The 19,457-nt window shown below is 39.6% G+C and carries 13 protein-coding genes; 10 read left to right on the top strand and 3 right to left on the bottom strand.

Features of this window, described 5'->3' with window-relative positions:
• The first annotated feature begins 87 nt into the window (after nt 1-87).
• The 10 genes from F1644_RS10685 (at nt 88) to F1644_RS10640 (ending at nt 16,356) form a co-directional block, all read left to right on the top strand.
• Nucleotides 88-1,446: a TlpA family protein disulfide reductase gene (locus F1644_RS10685; protein WP_118303748.1), complete on the top strand. Its 1,359-nt coding sequence runs from the start codon at nt 88-90 to the stop codon at nt 1,444-1,446.
• 71 nt (nt 1,447-1,517) lie between these two features.
• Nucleotides 1,518-4,253 carry a TlpA family protein disulfide reductase gene (locus F1644_RS10680; RefSeq protein WP_118303750.1) on the top strand — a complete coding sequence of 912 codons (2,736 nt, stop codon included), beginning with the start codon at nt 1,518-1,520 and terminating at the stop codon, nt 4,251-4,253.
• A gap of 50 nt (nt 4,254-4,303) precedes the next feature.
• Nucleotides 4,304-4,624 carry a hypothetical protein gene (locus F1644_RS10675; protein ID WP_087421370.1) on the top strand — a complete coding sequence of 107 codons (321 nt, stop codon included), beginning with the start codon at nt 4,304-4,306 and terminating at the stop codon, nt 4,622-4,624.
• 45 nt (nt 4,625-4,669) lie between these two features.
• Nucleotides 4,670-5,761, top strand: a complete 1,092-nt coding sequence (locus F1644_RS10670; protein WP_087421371.1) for a BF3164 family lipoprotein — start codon at nt 4,670-4,672, stop codon at nt 5,759-5,761.
• Nucleotides 5,751-6,239, top strand: a complete 489-nt coding sequence (locus F1644_RS10665; protein WP_118303752.1) for a hypothetical protein — start codon at nt 5,751-5,753, stop codon at nt 6,237-6,239. Before F1644_RS10670 ends, F1644_RS10665 begins: the two co-directional genes overlap by 11 nt.
• Before the next feature lie 14 nt (nt 6,240-6,253).
• The gene (locus tag F1644_RS10660; RefSeq protein WP_087421373.1) at nt 6,254-7,294 is read left to right on the top strand and encodes a DUF1573 domain-containing protein; all 1,041 of its coding nucleotides are present in this window, start codon (nt 6,254-6,256) and stop codon (nt 7,292-7,294) included.
• Between the two features lie 30 nt (nt 7,295-7,324).
• Nucleotides 7,325-8,857, top strand: coding sequence for a hypothetical protein (locus tag F1644_RS10655; protein ID WP_087421374.1), 1,533 nt, complete (start codon nt 7,325-7,327; stop codon nt 8,855-8,857).
• Between the two features lie 12 nt (nt 8,858-8,869).
• On the top strand, nt 8,870-10,090 hold the full coding sequence (locus tag F1644_RS10650; RefSeq protein WP_087421375.1) for a hypothetical protein: 1,221 nt from the start codon (nt 8,870-8,872) through the stop codon (nt 10,088-10,090).
• 25 nt (nt 10,091-10,115) lie between these two features.
• A complete protein-coding gene (locus F1644_RS10645) occupies nt 10,116-13,478 on the top strand; it encodes a golvesin C-terminal-like domain-containing protein (protein ID WP_147344451.1) in 3,363 nt (1,120 codons plus the stop codon).
• Nucleotides 13,479-13,662: 184 nt separating this feature from the next.
• Nucleotides 13,663-16,356, top strand: a complete 2,694-nt coding sequence (locus F1644_RS10640; protein ID WP_229782407.1) for a sensor histidine kinase — start codon at nt 13,663-13,665, stop codon at nt 16,354-16,356.
• 1 nt (nt 16,357) lies between these two features.
• On the opposite strand, the gene F1644_RS10635 is transcribed toward F1644_RS10640, so the two are convergent.
• From F1644_RS10635 to F1644_RS10625, 3 genes are all read right to left on the bottom strand, one after another.
• Nucleotides 16,358-17,737 (bottom strand): FAD-dependent oxidoreductase, encoded by a 1,380-nt coding sequence (locus F1644_RS10635; protein ID WP_118303756.1) that lies wholly within the window; start codon nt 17,735-17,737, stop codon nt 16,358-16,360.
• Nucleotides 17,734-18,333 (bottom strand): DUF417 family protein, encoded by a 600-nt coding sequence (locus tag F1644_RS10630; RefSeq protein WP_118303758.1) that lies wholly within the window; start codon nt 18,331-18,333, stop codon nt 17,734-17,736. Before F1644_RS10630 ends, F1644_RS10635 begins: the two co-directional genes overlap by 4 nt.
• A gap of 81 nt (nt 18,334-18,414) precedes the next feature.
• Nucleotides 18,415-19,266 (bottom strand): helix-turn-helix transcriptional regulator, encoded by an 852-nt coding sequence (locus F1644_RS10625; RefSeq protein ID WP_087421379.1) that lies wholly within the window; start codon nt 19,264-19,266, stop codon nt 18,415-18,417.
• Nucleotides 19,267-19,457: the final 191 nt, after the last annotated feature.

The raw sequence follows: 19,457 nt of genomic DNA, 5'->3' as shown, positions 1-19,457 counted from the left end.
TTTCAGTTGGCTTGAAAATAAGGTGGATGATGGCATTTGCCATTGTCCGCCTAAATCACTAGTATATTTTAAATAATTATCGGGAGTATGAAAAAATTTAGTTTGTTATTGTTTTTAACCTGTATGGGTGTGGTGCTATATGCACAAAAGTACACGGAAATAAAGGGTTTCGTGAAAAATGATCGCTTGAAGGAAGTTCATCTTTATCGTGTAGAAGATGGGACGACACATTCTTATGCTTCGACCATGGTGGCAGAAGATGGTTCTTATGGATTTTTGTTTTGCCCGGAAAAGCCGGGGTTTTACACAGTAGGCAATGATAAACAGATGGATTTTGTAGTTTACGTAAAAGGTGGCGATAAAATCAATATCAATATTTTGGAAAACAGGGCCGAGTTGGCGGGAAAGAATACTAAAGAGAACGTGGCCTTGTATAAATGGGAAGACTTTGCGGCTGATGTTCGTTTGAAATCAGTTTATTTTATGCTGACAATCAGTAATTATAAGGACTTTTTCCCTGAATTTACTGTATTTGTTTCTAAACTTGATTCGATTAAAAAGAAGATAAAGAGCGGTAACGCGGAGTTTGATGCTTTATTGAAAAAGAAAATTGATTATGACGTGGACTATTATGCAGCAGTCTTTTTGCAGACTCCCAGAACAGCTCATCCGGAACGTCAGGATTGGCCGGAATTTTACAACACGATTATATCTGATGATAAGTTCACGACGGATGATGTGTTGTTGTTTCCTCAAGGAGCACGAATGATCGGTATCTATGCAAGTTTTGGATATAAGATGTCTGGTAAAAAGTATGATCCGGTAGATTATCAAAGCACTTGTTTAGGGTATTTGAAGACAGATCGTTTGAAAGGGGAGTATTTGTTACGGAATGTATTTGCTGGGTTGAAGTCTTATGACCAATATCTAAGTTTGATGGATCGTTATGGAAAATACTTGGTAACGCCTTCTCTAAAGGCTCGGGCTGAGGCTATCGGGACAGCGTTGTATGACACGGCTCCCGGTTCGATTGCTGCCGATTTTACCTATCCGGACGTGAACGGGAAAGAGGTGTCGTTATCCGATTTCAAGGGGAAAGTCGTGTTGGTTGACGTGTGGGCTACTTGGTGTGGTCCTTGTCGGGGAGAAATCCCTCATTTGAAGAAGTTGGAACAGGAAATGCATGGGACGGACGTGGTATTCTTGGGCGTTTCCGTGGATGAAGCGAAAGATAAACAGAAATGGTTGGATTTCATTAAAAAGGAAGAGTTGGGAGGAGTTCAGGTACATGCATCCGGATGGAGTAAGATTGCCCAGGATTACAAGATAAAGGGAATTCCCCGGTTTATGGTGTTTGATAAACAAGGACGAGTCGTGTCGGTCGACGCTCCTCGACCTTCATCACCGGAGCTGAAAGAAATGTTAGAAAAAGAGTTGAAAAAATAAATAAGATTCGGGGGATTTGTGAAGGGAGAACAAATCCCCCGAATTGTATATTCATTAAAATGGAATAGATTATGAAGTATCGTTTATTATTTATCGTGTGTAGCCTATTATGTTTTTCTGAATTATGGGCAGGACCGGGAAAAGTGGTTGTTAAAGGTGCGGATCAAAATGTTTGTGTTTATAACAGTAGCCGGGGAAGAGGGCGAGCTTGTTTTGCCCCGGAGAAAGGGATGAAAGAAACGGTGATTTTACTACCGGAAAAGGAGTGTGGTGATTTGTTTTATTTGATTTCGGGGGATCGGACTTCTTGGATAAGGGTGTTACCGGATGAAACGGTCACGGTGGATGTCCGGAAAAAAGACTGGAAGTTCGCCGGAGATTCAAAAGCGATAAATCGTTATTTGTATCAGTGGACACAAAAGATGTTTTTCGGGAAGCCGAACGCTTTGACGTATCGGGTTGAAATGATGTTCTATCAATTACCGGATCGGGATAAGAGAATTCCGGATCCGAAGACGTTTTACACGAAGGAGTATATGGAATGGGCTGATCGTTTAGTGATAGCTTGTTTGAGAGATTTACGTGAAGCGAAAATAAAGGACTCTAAATTTATAGAAGAACAGGAAGGGCGTATTTTATTTGGTTGGGTAGAATTGCAGATGTTAAATTACCAAATGGTAGAAAATAAGGAGGAAATTCCTGAAAAAGCTTACCTCTTTTTGGATGATTTCAATTTTGCGGATGCGGTGTTCTTAAAGTATCCAGGGGCGGATGATATTCTGAGAATTTATTTTGATATGGTAGATGCTCGAGGAATGATTCAATATGATAATTATAACTTTTTGCAGAGAAGGGCAGAGATGATTGAAAATGCCGAGGTTCGTGAATACTATATCCTGCAGGAATTAGATAATATCATTCGTAATCAATGGTTGTATCAATTGGATAAAGTCATAGCATCGGTGGAAAATATGGTGATAACTCAAGCGGGAAAAGAGCAATTGACAGGATACAAAAAGCAGTATCAGGATTTGATGGCATCAGACGTAAATCAGGAAGGGAAGAAAGCGGTAAATATTTCGTTTAAAGATGTGAATGATAGAGAGTGGGGATTGTATATGTTTAAGGGGAAATATGTTCTCATTGATGTGTGGGCTACTTGGTGTGGACCTTGTAAATATCAGATTCCACACTTGATGCGTTTGGAAGAAGAGTTTGAAGGAAGAGGAATCGTGTTTGTTTCTTTGTCCGCAGATAAACCAGCCGATACTCAGAAATGGAAAGATATGGTTAAAGAGTTCGGGATGAAGGGTATTTGTGGGATTGCCCCGGATGCATTTAATCACGCATTCTTCGAGAAGTATAAAGTGAAAAGTATTCCTCGTTTCATTTTGATCGATCCCGATGGAAATATGGTGATGACTAAAGCTCGGCGTCCGTCGGATCCAGTATTAAAAATGCAGTTGGAAGAGTTGCTGAAACAGTATGATCAGAAGAAAACAACGATCCGTGGTAAGATGGAAGGAGTTGCGGATGGAACGCAAGTTTCTGTCAGTCATAAGATCGGAATGATGACTCACACATTAGGGCAGGCAGAAGTAAAAGATGGGCGCTTTGAATTGAGCTTTCTTTTGGAGAAACCCGAATTTATAAATTTCTCTTGTTATAAAATTTTTTTTGGGAATGTTTGGGCCAAGCCGGGAGATCGGATGGTACTTGAGGGAAATAAACCTGTTTATACCGGAGGAGAATATGAGTTGAATAATTTGTTGACGGAGCTTAATACAAAATATACAGATCGCTGGCCGGGGTATGGAGATGATGTTTTTGATCAAAAACGAGGGAAGCTGTCTTATGATATTTATGCAAGTATCAAGAACGAGATTGATGCCAGTGCATTGCAACCGGAAATGAAACGTATGTTGACAGGTTATTTCCAAGGAGTGTTACTGGATAAGATGTATGGAAGGGTAGCTACGTCAAAGGTGATCGGTAAAGGTTTTCCTCGTCCGATTGTGAAAAACGGGTATTCGAATGCCGTGTTAAAACTAGAATTATTGCCGGAGTTAGTGAATTATCCGTCTTGGACAGATTGCGTGCAGGAGCTATTGTACGCACGTTTAGCCGCAGGTATGATAAAAATTCAAGGACGAGGTAGTTATATTACTGATATGGCTGCCGGGCTTAAGAGTGAGAAGTTGCGGGAAACTTATATTATGGATCAATTACGGATGGAGATTTTACGAGGTCATTTATTGGGAATTGAAGATCGGATCGAGAATGCACGTTCGATGGTAAAAAGTCCTGATAATGTAGCCTTGTTGTCTCGGATGCCGGAACAAGCACAAAAGTCTTTGCAAGAGTTTAAGACTGTTTTACCTGGTACGGATTTGAGCGGATTTTCTTTTGAGAATGAGAAAGGGAAACGGGTTGCTTTATCTGATTTTAAAGGGAAATATGTGTTTATAGACATTTGGTCTACGGGATGTAATCCTTGTGTCGGAGAGGTTCCTTATATCAAAGATATGGAACACCGTTTTGCCGGGAAACCGATCACGTGGGTTTCTATTTCAATGGATTTAAATAAAAAAGAGTGGTTGGATTTCTTGAAGGAAAAGGGAATGAATGGAATACAGTTGATATGTAACAAAGGGTATAAAGATCCATTCCCGAAACAAATAGCATTGAGGGGAATACCACGATTCCTATTGTTGGATAAGGAAGGAAAAGTAATTGATTTTGAATCGTTGAGACCTTCTAATCCGGTGTTGGGAGAGTTGTTGCAGTTAATGCTAAATAAAAAATGAAGGGCTGATGTGTGGCTCTTTAGTATATGTTTTATTTAAATTTTTGAGTTATGAAAAACGAGAAATTGAAAAGAATGAAAACAATATTGTTTTCATTAGGGATTATTTTATTCTTTAGCAGTTTTACAGGAGATGATGAGTACATAATGTTTACTTGTCCTGATGGAATGGCTTATAGTGTACAAATAGATGCTTGTGTACCAGAAGAAGATGTGGATGGAGAAGGTCTTGTCTGTATTTTAAGAAAAGTGAAAACAGGAGAGATTATCTTTGCTTGTGATCCTAAAGGTAAGAAAGATAATTGTAATATTAGTAAATTGGGACATTCATTGTCGTGCCCAAATTCGGAGATTAAAGTAAATGAAATTTAATTATTTAACTATATAGGGGCGTATGCCCCTATAAAAAAATTATTTATGCGTCAAGTTGTATTTTTAGTGTTAATTTGTTTGATTTCATGTAAAAGATCAGACAAGATTGAATTATCCTATTTCGGATTAGAGGATTTTCCCGAAACAAAATGCTGTAAGTCAGATTCGATAGGGATACAGGTTTTAGATGCGTTGTCTTATCATGTTCTGCGAGATTCTTTGGTTTTAGTGACAACGAGAGGGCATAATGGTTATTTTGTTGAAATGTATTATTTAGGTAGCAAACAAAAGGTGATGAATTTTGCTAAGAAAGGTTTGGATACAAATCAATTTGCTCATGCTAGAGTTTTTTTGAATGACAAAAATACGTCAACTGAATTTTATCTTTATAATGTAATAACCAATTCTATCGTAGAGATAAATATTGATTCATTATTAGAAAATAGAGAAACTTTTAATTATAAAAAGGTATATTTATCGGGATATTCTAGTGTTCCAGATTTTTGCAAGTATGATAAAGGAAGATATTTAGTTCAAAATAAATATTTTTCTCCTGTGAAGAATTTTAATAATAATGTTGATCGTTTCATATTTGTAAATGAGAAAGAATTTAATGTAACTAATAGTACTTATTCAGATTTTAAGAAGTATAACTACTATTTATCTAACATTAATCAAGTCGTTATGTTTAGTGATGTAACTAAGAATCGTTTATGGTGCGCATCAAAAGGGGAGGATCGGTTTGATATTTATACAAGAGATAGTTTAAGATTATTAGGGTCATATATTGGGCCTTATCATTATGATGTAGAGTATGTTGTAGGAGAAGCTGGTGGTGATTTACCATTGGTTGTGAGAGATGGGCTATATTCGGGGTATGAAGCAGCGGTTATAACTGATAATTATGTTTATCTATTGCTTGGTAATCAGAAGTATAAATCTGAAATTCCGAAATCAGATGTAATTTCAGATAAAAGTGAAATATACAAATTGAGTTGGGAGGGAAAGTTATTGTGCAGATATATATTAGATCGTTACGTGTATGCTTTCTCAATGGATAGCCAGGAAAAGTATTTTTATTGTACTGTTGATGAAAATCGTCAACTTGATCCAAAATTTGTGCGTTATGAGCTTTAAAAAGATAAAAAGATATTTTGTTTTTTGTTGTATCGTCATTTTTTTTTGTTGTAATAGTAAATCAAATAAACAATTACAACATTTAGAACTTGGAAAATTACGATGTCAACTAGAAAACGATTCGGTGAATTATAGGATTGTGTGTATAATTGATGGGGGATGTTCTTTGTGTATAGGTGATTTTGTTGAATTGAATATGAATTTTCTAGAGCAAAAAGATAAATATAAATTCCCTCTATATTATTTGGTTATGACAGGAGATTCTGTGATTTTTAAGAGCAATTTAATGAAATTCGATCAAGAACTTTGCGGAAAGCTTTTTGTTGATACAACTTATTCATTAATGCAGGCGAATCAGTTATTTAAAGAATCTGGGATCGAGGTGTTTTTGATAAATAAAGAAGACCAGATTGTAATATCTGGAAATCCTTTTGAAAATACAAAGGTATGCCATCAATATGATGATTTATTGAAATAATTCTATTTGTGAAAATGAAAGAGGTTATATATATATTATTCATATTATTATGCTTTGGATGTGTTCGTCATCATTCCAATATTGTATTTGAAAATAAAAATTTTGAGGCGATTTTTAGTGATACTTCATTAGTCAATAAAGATCATGTACTTTTTTTTATCCGAATGAAAGATTGTATTTCGTGCGATTTATTACAAGAAGGGGCTTTCAATAATAAGAAATTATTGCAAAGGATGTCTGACAAGTATATGTGCATAGAACAATATGTTGATTTAGGTGAGGGTAAATTTATACCATATTTGTTATATGAAAATAGTTTTCCAATGATTGTTGTTTTTTCTAAAAGTGGTATATTAGAGGCATTGGTGATAGGGAATAGAACGGCAAAGGAATTAACATTAATGTTGGATAAAATTGAGGCTCATCGTGGTTTTGTTACAAACACTCGTAATAGATTCGTTTTAAATGATACATGTTATGTTGATTTAATAAAAAAAACGGTGAATGCTTTTCTTGCTTTAAAAAGTGAGGACTTAGGAAAAGCAAAAGATGAAATTGAATCATCAATAAAGATCCAACCTTATTTTTACAATTTGTATATAGGATCCCAAATTTATAAAGAATTAGGGGATACAGTTCGTTTTATAGAATGTACAGATCAAGCTTTAAAGATGAATGATCGTTTTGATAATTTATTGTATAATTCAATAAAAGAGAAAATTGGTAACCCAGCTGAAGAACTAGATCTTGTTACTTCAATTTCTTTTGAAAAGACTATACATGATTTCGGTCGTATATCGAGTGAAGATAGTGTGGAATGTTCCTTCCTGTTTAAGAACAATAATTCTTTTCCAGTAATAATTGAAAGCATAAAGCAATCCTGTGATTGTATGGAAATCATTTGGGATACAAAACCAGTATTACCTCAAAAAATTGGAACTGTAAAAGTGATATACAAACCATCCTCTAAAGGGGTATTTATGAAAGCATTATTTTTGACAATATCTAAAAGTAATAAAATCATTCCTTTACATATAAAAGGAGTGGTTATATAAGAAGACTATAGATATACTAATAACAAACTTATGAAAAAGAGTTCTTTAAAAGGTATGATGAGTAGAGTGATAATTTACTCGATTACTGTATTGTTGTCTTCCTTATTTTGTTGGCGGGAGGCTGTTGCTCAAGTACGGGCAAAAACAGTGTGTTTGACCGTGACGGATGGCTTTTCTGCGCCGTTATATGGAGTATATGTCGTGGATATTCGTAACCGATTACTGGTGACAACAACGGATGATGAGGGACAATGTAAGATTTTACTGAAAGGATTTTCGGTAAAAGATACATTGGAATTTTCTTGTTTGGGCTTTTATGCAAAGCGCATGGCGGTGGATTCTCTGCATGACGGACAAGTTATTGCTCTTCAAGAAAGAAGTATTTTATTGGAGGAGGTGGCAGCAGAGGGGATTCATCCTTGGGATTTACTGAAAGGAATTTCGAAGGAAATTAAGAAAAAGAAAGAAAAAGTAAAAGGATATCGTTATTTTGGGAATGGGCAGTATGAAAAAATAACCGAGTGTAACGAAAGAATTGTTGAGTATCGGCGGGAATATGGTTGTTTTGCCACAACCGGGAATACGAAAAAAAGAGGAACCTTTGATCGTGGAGGTGAATATGGTTTTGTCCCCAAGTACACGGCTCGTAGCTATCCTCTCATGGTGGATGGGACCGATACGTTAGTCCCTTTATACCAAACGGAAGAAAAACTTTTTTTTGAATCCGGGAAACGAAGGGTGTTTGAATTTATACGAGTGGTGGAACTATATGGGCCTCTATTCGGGGGAATGAAGGACTATGATTTTAAACAGATAGAAACGGAAAGTGGTGATTATACATTTCAATTTAAGACAAAGAAGTCCCGTTATCCAAACAAAACGTTTTTATCTTGTCAAGGGACGCTTACAATTGATCGAAGAACACGAAAGTTGAAAGTTATCGATTTTGATTATGTGGAGTACGCTCTGTGTAATCAGCCCCGTTGGGCTAGGAAAATTATGAAAGAGATATTTTTCTCTTCACAGGCTGAGTTGAAGTTTAAATATTGGGCAGAAGGGGAGTATTGTGTAGAGAGCTGTACGATGGAAACAACTTGGAAAAGTAGTAAAACAGGAAAAGGACGTTACGGAACATTACCCTCTAGAATTGAGCCGCTGAAGAATAAATTGATAGAAAAAGAGGCATTTGCCTGTAATTCTTATTATGAGATTCCGGCAGAAGGACGGAATTCAGCATTTATTTTTGCTATGGGAATAGGATCTTATAATCCACAAGGAGAGTATAATGCCCACATATTTTCTCGCTTACCGGAATTGTTGGATTCTAAACAGGCATTTCAAGATTTAAATCAATATATGGATATTGAGGAGCAATTTAAACGATTGAGTAATCGTGCCTATTATCCGGAGGATTATTTGCTTGCCTCTCCTTGGCGTTGGAGTAGTATATTGACTAGAGGAGAAGGTGTTGTGGCAAATTTTAATAAAATTAGGGAAATGATTTTGCTTTGTTTTTTTACCGGATGGCGGAATCCGTTAGGGGATGAGGAGGAGGCAAAATGAAATAGAATAGATATGAAGATAAATAATTATTACCGGATTATACTCGTTGGATTGTTTCTTTGTATTGTAAATTGTGTACAAGCAGGAGGGAATGAAACCGGACTTTTGCCTGGGATGAGTAAGACATCTTTTGAAAAGATATTGAAAAGGACGTCAGAGAATATCAAGAAAAAACGGGCGTCTGCAGACATATTACAATTTTATGGAAATGGACAATATGAAAAAATTACAGAATGCCGAGGAAAGGCTGTTGAATACCAGAGGGAATACGGGTGTTTTGTGAAAGTTGGTAATTGTCGTAAGGATGGCAATATTTATACCGGAATGTATTCTTTCGTTCCTCGTTATTCTGCCCGTAGTATCCCTTTTGCAGAAAATGGTATCGATTCTTTGTGTCCATTATTTGAGAAATATGATGAATACTATTACGTGTCAGGGAATCGTAAAATTTTTGGATTTATGCGTGCTTTAGAATGGTGGGGGCCACTATTCGGTGATTTGGTTAATTATGAGTTCCAGCAATTGAGTGCTAATGGTGAAACTTTGACATTTCAATTTGAAACAAGAGATTCATGTTACCCACATAAAATACCGTTCTATTGTGCAGGGACTTTGGTACTTGATCGTAAAACATGTGAATTAAAAAAGATTGACATTAATCAAGTAGAGTATTATTGTTGTGGACAGCGGGGATGGAAAGAGAGGTATTTGAAAGAGGTCCCGGTGGATTCACGTGCTGTGGTGGAATTTAGCTATGATGATAAAGGGGAATGTTTTATTAAAAGTTGTGTATTGGAATCTGTTTGGAAAGATGTGCCGTTGGAGAAATGGCCATTCACTCATGCTCCGTCAAGAAGAGAACCAGGGAAAAATAGATTAATAGAGAAAGAAGCCTTTTTCTGTGAAACTTGTCAGCGTGTTTCAAAGAATATACAGTTTGAGGATCTTCCTCCAACGCTCATGTATAGTGTATGTAATCTGCAAGTAGAATATGTATCGGATATTTTCGGGCCTTTGCCTGAGTTGTTGGATGCTAAACAGGCTTTCATTGATTTAAGTAATGATGTAAATATTCATGAACAATTCAGGCAGATGAGTAATCGTTCATATTATCCAGAGGATTTCTTTTTTGTTTTGCCTTGGTGTATGGAGGCGGATGAGGCTTTGAAAGACTCTTTCTGGGAAAATAGTCTTAAAATTAATAAAATGATCTTGCTTCTTTTCTTTAAATAAATGGTTTAAATTAAAATATTTAATCATGAGTATTAAGAGAATAATAATGGTTGCTCGTTACGAGGCCAGACTACTACGACGGAGTTGGGTGTTTCTGATTTTTGCAGTCTTGGGAGTGGTGGGAATTTCGTGTTTCCAGTTTTTAATTGGTAGTGTTGACAGTGCAATGGAATATGGATTGACTTCCGGACAGAATTTGTGGTATTTGAGAGCGTTGCCGTCCTGTATCCCTTATATGAATGCCTATCTTTTTAATGGTTTACAAGCACTTTTGATCGTGTTTTTCGTGGCTGAGATGGAGAAACGAGCACGAGTGACAACCATGGAGCCGTTATGGACCCGGCCTTGCACAAATGGGGAGTTACAGTGGGGGCGAGTTCTAGGCCTTGCAGGAATGGTGGTTGTCTTGAATATTATTTCCATGCTGGTGACTTTGATGGTTCACTTGTTTACTCCAAAGGGGAGTGTTGAGGTAAGCATGTATGTATTCTATTTTTTCACCTTGACATTGCCGGGTTTAGTTTTCTTTTTGGGAATATCCATGTTTGTGGTACATTGGATTAAATCGCAGGGACTTGCGATTTTGTTATTGTTGATGCTTATTGCCGGTATGGTTGGGAGTACGGGAGGATTACATGGGTTGCTGGATCCATTGGCGAGGACGATTCCCGCTATATTTTCTGTTGAAGTCGGGAGTGCCAATTTAGGGTTGTTTCTATTACAACGATTGGTGTTCTTGGGTTTGGGTGGGGCGTTATTGTGCTTTTCTATTTTTTACGTGGAACGTTTGACAGGAGAATCGGAAAGGAAAAATATTTTGCGATTGGCAGGAACCGGGTTACTGGTAATTGCTGTTTTCGCCGGGGTGAGTTATGAAGGGTATTTTGTCAAAGGTGGAAAACAGCGGGAGGCGTTTAGGCAGGTGTATGTGCGAAGTGAGGATAAGGTAAAGGTGCATATACTGGAACATGATATTCATTTTAAAGAGAAGGTAAAAGGAATGGAGGCTTCCAGTCGAATGGAAATTTGTAATAAAACGGGCAAGGAAATACCTTCGATTATTTTGTATCTGAATCCATCATTGACGATTTCACGATTGACTTGTGAAGGGCAGGAAACCCGATATTCTCGTGACGAACAAGTGGTCGAGATCAATCGGGTAATACAGCCGGGAGATACGTTAGTGATTGAGATGGAATATGAAGGGGGTATAAATGAGAGAGTATGTTACTTGGATTTGTCGGATAAGGAGTTTTATGACACGGAAGCGAATGGTGTCGGTATTTTCCGTTTCGGGAATCGGCAGGCTTTCGTGGGTGAAGAGGTGACGTTGTTGCAACCGGAGTGTTTGTGGTATCCTCAAAGTGTGGCACCGATCCATTTGTCTTCGTTGTTTGATCGACAAGTGGATTTTACACGTTATTCTTTGACGGTAGAAAATGCTGCCGGGCGTATGGCGGTTTCACAAGGGGAACCGGAGCGTTTAGAGGGGAAGACTTTCTTTCGGCATGATCATGCTTTACAAGGTATCAGTTTAAGTATCGCGGAGTTTGATAATCGTTCGATAGAGGTAGATGGGACACAATATGATATTTTCTTTTATAAAAGTAGTGATTTTTTACTTCAGGCATTTGAGGCCCCTGAAAAGGCATTTAAATTCATGATAAGGGATATTAAATACATGACGGAGTCAACTGTTTGCCAGATGGATGAAGATTATAAGCAAAAGGCAAATGCGGTTTGGAGGAAACGAGGAGAGATCGAGGGGGAAGACCCGGAGGCATACAGCCCGTCGGGACGGTATCCGTATAAATGGTTTATCGTTATGGAGACTCCGGTTTCTTATTCGAGACGTTACCGGGGATGGGCTCAGAATGAAGAATACTTGCAAGCGGGAATCGTGTTTATGCAGGAACGGATGGCCAGTGCTTTTTATTTCGAGAGCACACCACCACCTGTTGAGGAGTGGGATTTTGTGGCTATGAATAATTTTAAGGGGGATATTGCGATGATTTTTAAATCGGGGAAATATAAAATAGCTCCGATGTTTGTTGGGAATACTTTTTTCATGAGTTCTGAGGAGTTCCCCGCGATACAGGAGGTAATCAAGATGTTCGGGATGCCCGTGGATAAATTACCGGCTGCGATGCAGGCCCCGGAGAGAGTTCGGGATGTCGCTGCCTATTTGAAAGATCATAGTTTGATGCAGGCGTTTACGGACGAGGGGGTGTCTCCTGAATTGCTAGGAGAAATTATTGAATGGAAGACGATCGAGTTGAAAGAATATTTGAAACATGAATTGTCAGAGGAGAAGTTATATGGTTTTTATAATCGTTTTTTACAAGAACATTTGTTTGAAACAGTTGATATAGATCTATTTTGTGAGGAATTCATGAAGGAGTTCGGGATGGACTTGAAGGAGCGGTTAAGGACGTGGTATACCAGGGATCATTTGCCTGTGTTGCTACTGGAAGATGTTGTGTTGACTGAATTGCCGGAAGAAGAAGACGGAGGGGAGGAAAGGCGAAGTAAATCTGCATATGGTCGCTTTAAAGTGTATAATCCCGGTGATGTGGAGGGGGTGCTTGTGGTTTCTGCGGCAAGGATAAAAGGGGAAAAAGTCCGTAGTTTTTTAATTCAAGGACACGAATGTAAGGAGATTCGGGTGAAAATGGATTATCGAGGCCTTATGATCACTTCCCCGCTGGTGCAGAACATTCCTTCGGGAAGATGGGTATTAACAGATGAGATACGTCCTTTTGAAGGGGACACGTTGACAGGCGTCTTTCCCGCAGATTCAACGGTCTTTTTACCTCGGCCCGGAGAAATTATCGTGAATAATCGGGATAAAGGTTTTAAGCTGGTCGAGCCTCAAGGGGAGAAGTTATTCACGTTATTACGGGGAGGACCGAAATCCTGGGATAAAGCAAGACAAAATTACGAGCGTTGGGTGGAAATGGTTGATAATCGCTTTTATGGAACCGTGGTTCATGATGCTTATTGTAAGAGTGTCGGGGAGGGGAAATACAAAGCTGAATGGACAACTCAGATTCCAGAAGCAGGGGAATACGAGGTATATTTTTATAATGGAGATTTCTTTAAAATGGGAATGCTTTTCCAGGCGAGAAAGAAAGGTACATGTATATATTATACCGTGTATGATTCATCGGGGAGTCATGAAATCCGAGTTGAACCGGCAGAGGAATCGATGGGATGGGTTTCTTTAGGGAAGTATTATTTGGAGAAAGGAGAGACAAAGGTGGTATTGGATGACCGGGGAGGTGGTTCGGAAGAGGTTGACGAGAAGTCGGAGGGAGGTATGCGAATGATGCAGAATAAGCAGATGATTGTGGCAGATGCCGTGAAATGGGTGAGAAGAGGGCGTTAAATATTTATTTTGTATAATATTTTCAATTTTCCTTCGTTTTTTGATGAGGGAAAATTAAAGATATTGTATTGATTTTGTGACATCGTTTAAATATTTATCAAAAAATATTTAAAAAATAGACTAAAAAGAAGGGTAAACATATTATTATTTTTGTAATTTTGGTGCTGATGTATGAATAGAATTTATGATAAGGAGGATCACGGCACTATTTTTCTTCTTGGGCGTGTATGTTCTAGGGTTTGCTGAAAATACACGGGGGAGGGAGTATATACTGGTGCTTAGCTCGATTAATTTCAATGAGGCTTGGGCGAATAATTTATACCAAAATATTCTGGATGAATTCTCGTCGCCGGGGTTTCATGTTGAGGCAGAAGAGTTGTCTATTCCAATGATGACGAGGATCGAAGAGGTGGAAGAAAAGAGGGAATATTTGTTGTCTCGATATTTAAAGCCACCTAAAGTGGTTGTTTTTATTGGGGACCCGGCGTGGCTCGTGTGTCAGCCGTTATTTGACAAGGAATGGAAGGATATACCTACTGTAATCTGTTATTCACGGGATTCTATGCCGAGAAGTTTAGAAAATTTTGTCAACAAGGATTTTCTGGGAGAAGGGAAATTCGTGTTAACAGAAGTGGCTACTGCGGGATATAACTTGACCGTGATAAAACAGCCATTTTATGTCAAAAATACAATAGATTTGATCCGGAGGTTGCAACCGGAAGTCAAGAAAATAGCTCTTATTTCAGATGATCGTTATATTAGTGCCATGGTTCGGGAAGAAGTGTGTGGTGTGTTAGAGAAGGATTTTCCCGAATTGAAGTTAGATTTGTTGACGTCAATTGACATATCTACGGAGAAGTTGTTGGATACTTTAATGGGATATAGTAGGGAAGTAGGAATTATTTACAACTCTTGGTTCGTGGGGAAAAAGCAATCCGAGAGCCACTATCTGTCTGATAATCTTCAAAAAATTATATATGGTTTTGTCGATGCTCCCGTGTTCACGTTAACGGAGATGGATATGGAGACCGGAGCTTTTGCTGGTGGATATTTTATTTCTGCATCAACTTTCGGAAAGGTTGCGGTTCAAACGATACGACAAATTTTAGACGGAGTGCCAGCCCGGAATGTAGAGGGAAGGATTGGGGGAGAGCCGAAAGTTTATTTGAATTATCATCATTTACAACATCATGGTGTAGATCCTAACAGCATCACGGGAAATGTAGTGTTTTATCAGGTCTCGCCTAATTTTTATCAACTCTACAAGGAGTATATTATTATCGGCTTGGCGTTTATTATTTTGCTGGGTGCGATCGGTTTAATGCGTTTTCATGTCATGTGCCAGAGACGGCAGCAACGTCAACGGGAATTTCAGTTACTTTCACAATATAGAAAACTGGTTGATAATATGCCTGTGATTTATATTCGTAAGCAATTGATCTTTGATGAAGAGGGGAATGTTGTTGATTTCATATTTCGTGATGTTAACAATCTTTTCGAGGAAGTTTTCCATTGTACCCGGGATCGGGTTGTGGGGAAACGCTTGAGTGAGGCTGATGTGGATAACCAACTCTTGGACTATATGATGGATAAAGAATCCGGGCGTATCACCTCTTTTGTTTTTCCGGAAGAAAATAATAAAATTCGTTATTACGATAAATTATCTTTCCCGAGTTCCGAGAAGAATTTTATGGATGTATTCTTTATCGATCGGACAGAAGAGTATCTGGTTTCGTTGAAAATGAAGGAACATCAAGTTTCGTTGGAGGCGTTGAATCGAAGGTATGAGCTGGTGCTGGGTGCGACACGACTCATCCCGTGGACATGGGATCTGTTGAACAAGACGATTAATTACGACATTACATACGTGACTCACAAGCTTTGCAAGACGAAGAATTCTAGGATGATGACGGAAAGGGATGGGGATATGCTTGTTCATCCGGATGATCGGGCCGGGATGCGTGAGGCGTATTATGATTTATATTATGACCGGGCTACTATTGTTCGAAAAGAACACCGATCTATGTTTTTGGGAGGATCGAACGAGTATGTCTGGTTCGAGAGTTTCGTGACTGTGGGTGATAGAGATGGAGAAGGGCATCCCACGTTGCTGGTCGGAGGCTCTTTATTGATTGATGAACGCAAGAAGATGGAGGAGGAATTGTTGAAAGCGAAAGAGGCGGCTGAAATTTCGAATCATTTGAAGTCGGCTTTCCTTGCTAATATGAGTCACGAGATTCGGACCCCGTTGAACGCTATTGTCGGTTTTTCTAACGTGTTGGCTTACACGGAGGATGAGAACGAGCGACAGGAGTATATCAAGATTATAGAGAATAATAACACGTTGTTGTTGCAATTGATTGGTGATATTTTGGATTTGTCAAAAATCGAGGCTGGTGTTTTTGAGTTCGTTTATTCCAAGGTAAACCTGAATGTATTGTTGATGGAGGTTATTCGGGCGGCTCGCTTGCGATTAAAAAATGATTCGGTTGTTGTGGAGTTCGTGGAGTGTTTACCTGAATGTGTGATTTGTTCCGATGTAAACCGTTTGATGCAAGTAATGAATAATCTGATCACGAATGCCATAAAATTTACAACCAAGGGGAGTATTCGTGTCGGATACAGGTTGCGGGAGGATGAGTCGTTGTATTTTTATGTCTCGGACACGGGATGTGGTATTCCCGCGGACAAGCTGAAAGAGGTGTTCGGGCGATTTGTGAAATTGAACTCTTTCCAACAAGGTACAGGATTGGGACTTTCCATCTGTGAAAGTATCGTGACCCGGTTAGGGGGACAGATTGGGGTAATGTCAGAAGTGGGGCAAGGATCAACCTTCTGGTTTACCTTGCCTAAATCTTCATGGCAACAAGCGGATTAATTCATAGTTTAAATTTGAACAGGTCGTTGAATGATTCGCTCATGGAGGGGTGCGTGAAGATGAAATCCCGCAGGAATGTGTAATCCTGTCCCGTTTTCATGGCGATAGCCACAATATTGATGATCTCGCTTGATTCCGGACAAAATAGTGTACAGCCCAGTATCTTTTTCGTGTCAGCGTCAATAATCGCTTTTAGCATTCCCTCGGTTTTGCCGATCGTGTGTACTCGTGGAATGGAAGAGACTGTGAATTTGTTTACCTTGAAATTCAAGTTCTTTTTCCTGGCCTCTTCTTCATTCATCCCAATACGGGAAAGCGGGGGCTCGATAAACACGGAATAACTGATTGGTTCCCGGTCGATTGTTGCCCGATCCTTATTGCCGAATAAATCTTCCCGGATGATTCGATAATCGTCCAGAGAAACATAGGTGAATTGTAAACCGCCTTTTACGTCTCCTATGGCACGGATATGGGGTGTTGTTGTCTTCAAGTATTCGTCCACGATGATGGCTCCTCTTTCGTTGACTTCGACCCCGGCCGCCTTTAGATTCAAGCTTTCCGTGTTGGGTTTTCTACCCGTGGCGAGGAGAATTGCATCCGCTTGGAGCGTGTTCAATTCGCCGCTTGCTGTATCCTTATAGGTGAGGGTTGCTTCCTTTTCGCCATTAGTCACGGATTGCACGTTGGCATTCAGGATGAAACGAATCCCTTTTTTCTCCAGTACTTCCTGCACGTTGGCTGCAATATCCCGATCTTCCCGGGGAATCAATGCCGAGAATCCTTCCAGCACGGTGACTTCCGCTCCGAAGGAGGCGTACATGGAGGCAAATTCTAAACCGATGTAACCACCACCGACAATGATTAACTGCCGGGGAAGTTCTTCCAGCTCCATGATTGTTGTGCTTGTGAATACCTTGGGATTATCCTGAATCCCGCTGATCGGGGGTATCACGGTTTCCGCTCCCGTGTTGATAAAAATATGTTTTGCCGTTAGTTCGAAAGTCTCTTCTTTTGTTGTCACCCGAACGATCTCGGGTGAGACGAATTGTCCTTCGCCCGTGTAAACCGTAATGTTGGGGTTCCCGGCGAGGTTATCGTAGTTTTTCTGGCGTAACTTGTCTGTTACATTATTTTTGAACTCGATAGCCTTCCGGTAGTCCGCTTTCCGTTCTTCGAAAGAGAGCCCTTTTTTCAGCGTGGCAAGTTCTGCTTGGTGGATGAGTGCTTTGGTCGGGATGCACCCGATGTTGATGCAGGTCCCCCCGTACATTTTATCTGATCGTTCAATCATGGCAACTTTCCAGTCATGTTGAGCTAGTTCCGTGGCAAGGGTTTTACCGCCTTTGCCGAAACCAATGATGATAGCGTCAAATTCTTTCATGATTCTTGATGTTTTAATTGATTTAATACGCGTTGTGCAGAATCGGATAGTAGAACTATGGCTCCTGCTAATATGGCCGTGTCTTTAATCACGAGACGTCCGGCACCGGATAACAGGGGAAAGCCAAATTCCCCGCTTCCCAGGTTGGGGACCCATACTTCGGGTGTCGTGACAAGAAATGACAAGGTACCGATGGTCATAATGATGGCCAGAATATCTCCGATGATACCGATACGGGGGAAAAATAATCCCAAGAAGACCAGTATTCCGATGGTACAGATCAAGGCTCCCAGGCCGTGGGCGAAAGTGTATGTTCCGTTTGCTTGATGCCATTCCCGGTTCTTGATCACGTAGGCTCCTTCCGCGTTTTTGTATTCCTTGTATTCCGGGGCTTGTTTGTTGTAGAAAAAACTCATGAATGGACTGTTGGCAACGAACGGTACAATCCCGTCAGCCTCGTAGTGATAGTATTTCAGACCTCCGATCCACACGAAAATGATGAGTATGGCCACACGGATAAGTTTTATGCCTAAACCTTTGCTTGATGCTGCTATCGTTAAAAAACGACGGATGAATTTTGTTACTTGCTCGTTCATTTTATTCCTGAATTAGATTGTTTAACTTCAGGTACAAAGATCGGCTATCCGTGTGGGGTTAAAAATGGCAATTTTTCTGTTTTAGTTGTCAATTTTTCCCGATTCTTTCAACTGACGCTTGTACTGTGTAATACTTTCCCCGGAAACTTTCTTGAAGAAACGGCTGAAACTTGCCTGATCTTCGAAGCCTAAGAGATGGGCGATCTCCTTGGCTGTCATTTCACTATATAGTAAAAGCCGTTTTGCTTCTGCTTCCACCCTCTGGTGTATCACTTTCAACGGGGAAGGTAAATTGTATAACGATAAAAGGTGCGAAAGGGTTTTAGGGGATTTGCATAACATATCGGCGTAATCCTGTACTTGTTTCTTTTCTTTGAAGTGCTGGTCTACAAGCACGTAGAAACGACGAACCGAATTAAAACTTTCTTCCATGTCCGGCGTGATATGCAAGTTTTTGCGGGCAACCCGTGTTGCGTGAATGATAAAATGTTTCAACAGGATGCGTAACATTTCTTCTTTCAAGTTGTCGTTTACTTGAAATTCACTTTGCAGGCTGGTGATGATGGCCTCGCAAGTTGCTTTTTCTTCTTCCGAAAGGCGGAAGTGCATGATGCGGGAGGTGCCGTTGAAAAGGAATCCGCTACATGAAACTTCGTGGTCGTTCCCGTAGATGCAATAGAAATTACTGTTAAAAAGAAGTATCATGTAGTCTCCTTCAGATTCTTTGATTTCCAAGTGGTGAAGGTTGGTCAGGGAAATAATATCGTTTTCTTGTAGCGTGATGAGTTGATGGTCAACGTCTATCGTGACGGTTCCTTTCCTTGCCCAGATAAATTTATACAGGCTGTCATCTTCACGGAGCGTTTTCGTGAGTTGAAAAGAATCCGTGAGGGCAATTGTCCCTTTTAGTTTCGTGCTGAAGGTTAATTCCATTGGAAGTATTTGTTAAATTACGTCGTCCCTTGTGCAAAGGTACGTATTTCCGTTGGAATGTGGAGAATAAAAGAGCGTGGCAAAGGTCATTTTATGAACTCCCTCCCGGCTCCGCCGTACTCCCTCTATAAACAGAGGGAGAGTTGAAATACTCCCTGTCTTCGGGAGAAGTCACCAGCTCCTCCTCTGTT

It is taken from the genome of Butyricimonas paravirosa (genome assembly GCF_032878955.1).
GTDB lineage: Bacteria > Bacteroidota > Bacteroidia > Bacteroidales > Marinifilaceae > Butyricimonas > Butyricimonas paravirosa.
This window is presented reverse-complemented; position numbering and strand designations above follow the sequence as displayed.

Excerpts from the sequence above, each read along its gene's own strand:
- F1644_RS10630 (WP_118303758.1), bottom strand. The coding sequence starts at position 18,333 with ATGAACGAGCAAGTAACAAAATTCATCCGTCGTTTTTTAACGATAGCA.
- F1644_RS10645 (WP_147344451.1), top strand. The coding sequence starts at position 10,116 with ATGAGTATTAAGAGAATAATAATGGTTGCTCGTTACGAGGCCAGACTA.
- F1644_RS10675 (WP_087421370.1), top strand. The coding sequence starts at position 4,304 with ATGAAAAACGAGAAATTGAAAAGAATGAAAACAATATTGTTTTCATTA.
- F1644_RS10665 (WP_118303752.1), top strand. The coding sequence starts at position 5,751 with ATGAGCTTTAAAAAGATAAAAAGATATTTTGTTTTTTGTTGTATCGTC.
- F1644_RS10650 (WP_087421375.1), top strand. The coding sequence starts at position 8,870 with ATGAAGATAAATAATTATTACCGGATTATACTCGTTGGATTGTTTCTT.
- F1644_RS10670 (WP_087421371.1), top strand. The coding sequence starts at position 4,670 with ATGCGTCAAGTTGTATTTTTAGTGTTAATTTGTTTGATTTCATGTAAA.
- F1644_RS10660 (WP_087421373.1), top strand. The coding sequence starts at position 6,254 with ATGAAAGAGGTTATATATATATTATTCATATTATTATGCTTTGGATGT.
- F1644_RS10685 (WP_118303748.1), top strand. The coding sequence starts at position 88 with ATGAAAAAATTTAGTTTGTTATTGTTTTTAACCTGTATGGGTGTGGTG.
- F1644_RS10680 (WP_118303750.1), top strand. The coding sequence starts at position 1,518 with ATGAAGTATCGTTTATTATTTATCGTGTGTAGCCTATTATGTTTTTCT.
- F1644_RS10625 (WP_087421379.1), bottom strand. The coding sequence starts at position 19,266 with ATGGAATTAACCTTCAGCACGAAACTAAAAGGGACAATTGCCCTCACG.
- F1644_RS10655 (WP_087421374.1), top strand. The coding sequence starts at position 7,325 with ATGAAAAAGAGTTCTTTAAAAGGTATGATGAGTAGAGTGATAATTTAC.
- F1644_RS10640 (WP_229782407.1), top strand. The coding sequence starts at position 13,663 with ATGATAAGGAGGATCACGGCACTATTTTTCTTCTTGGGCGTGTATGTT.
- F1644_RS10635 (WP_118303756.1), bottom strand. The coding sequence starts at position 17,737 with ATGAAAGAATTTGACGCTATCATCATTGGTTTCGGCAAAGGCGGTAAA.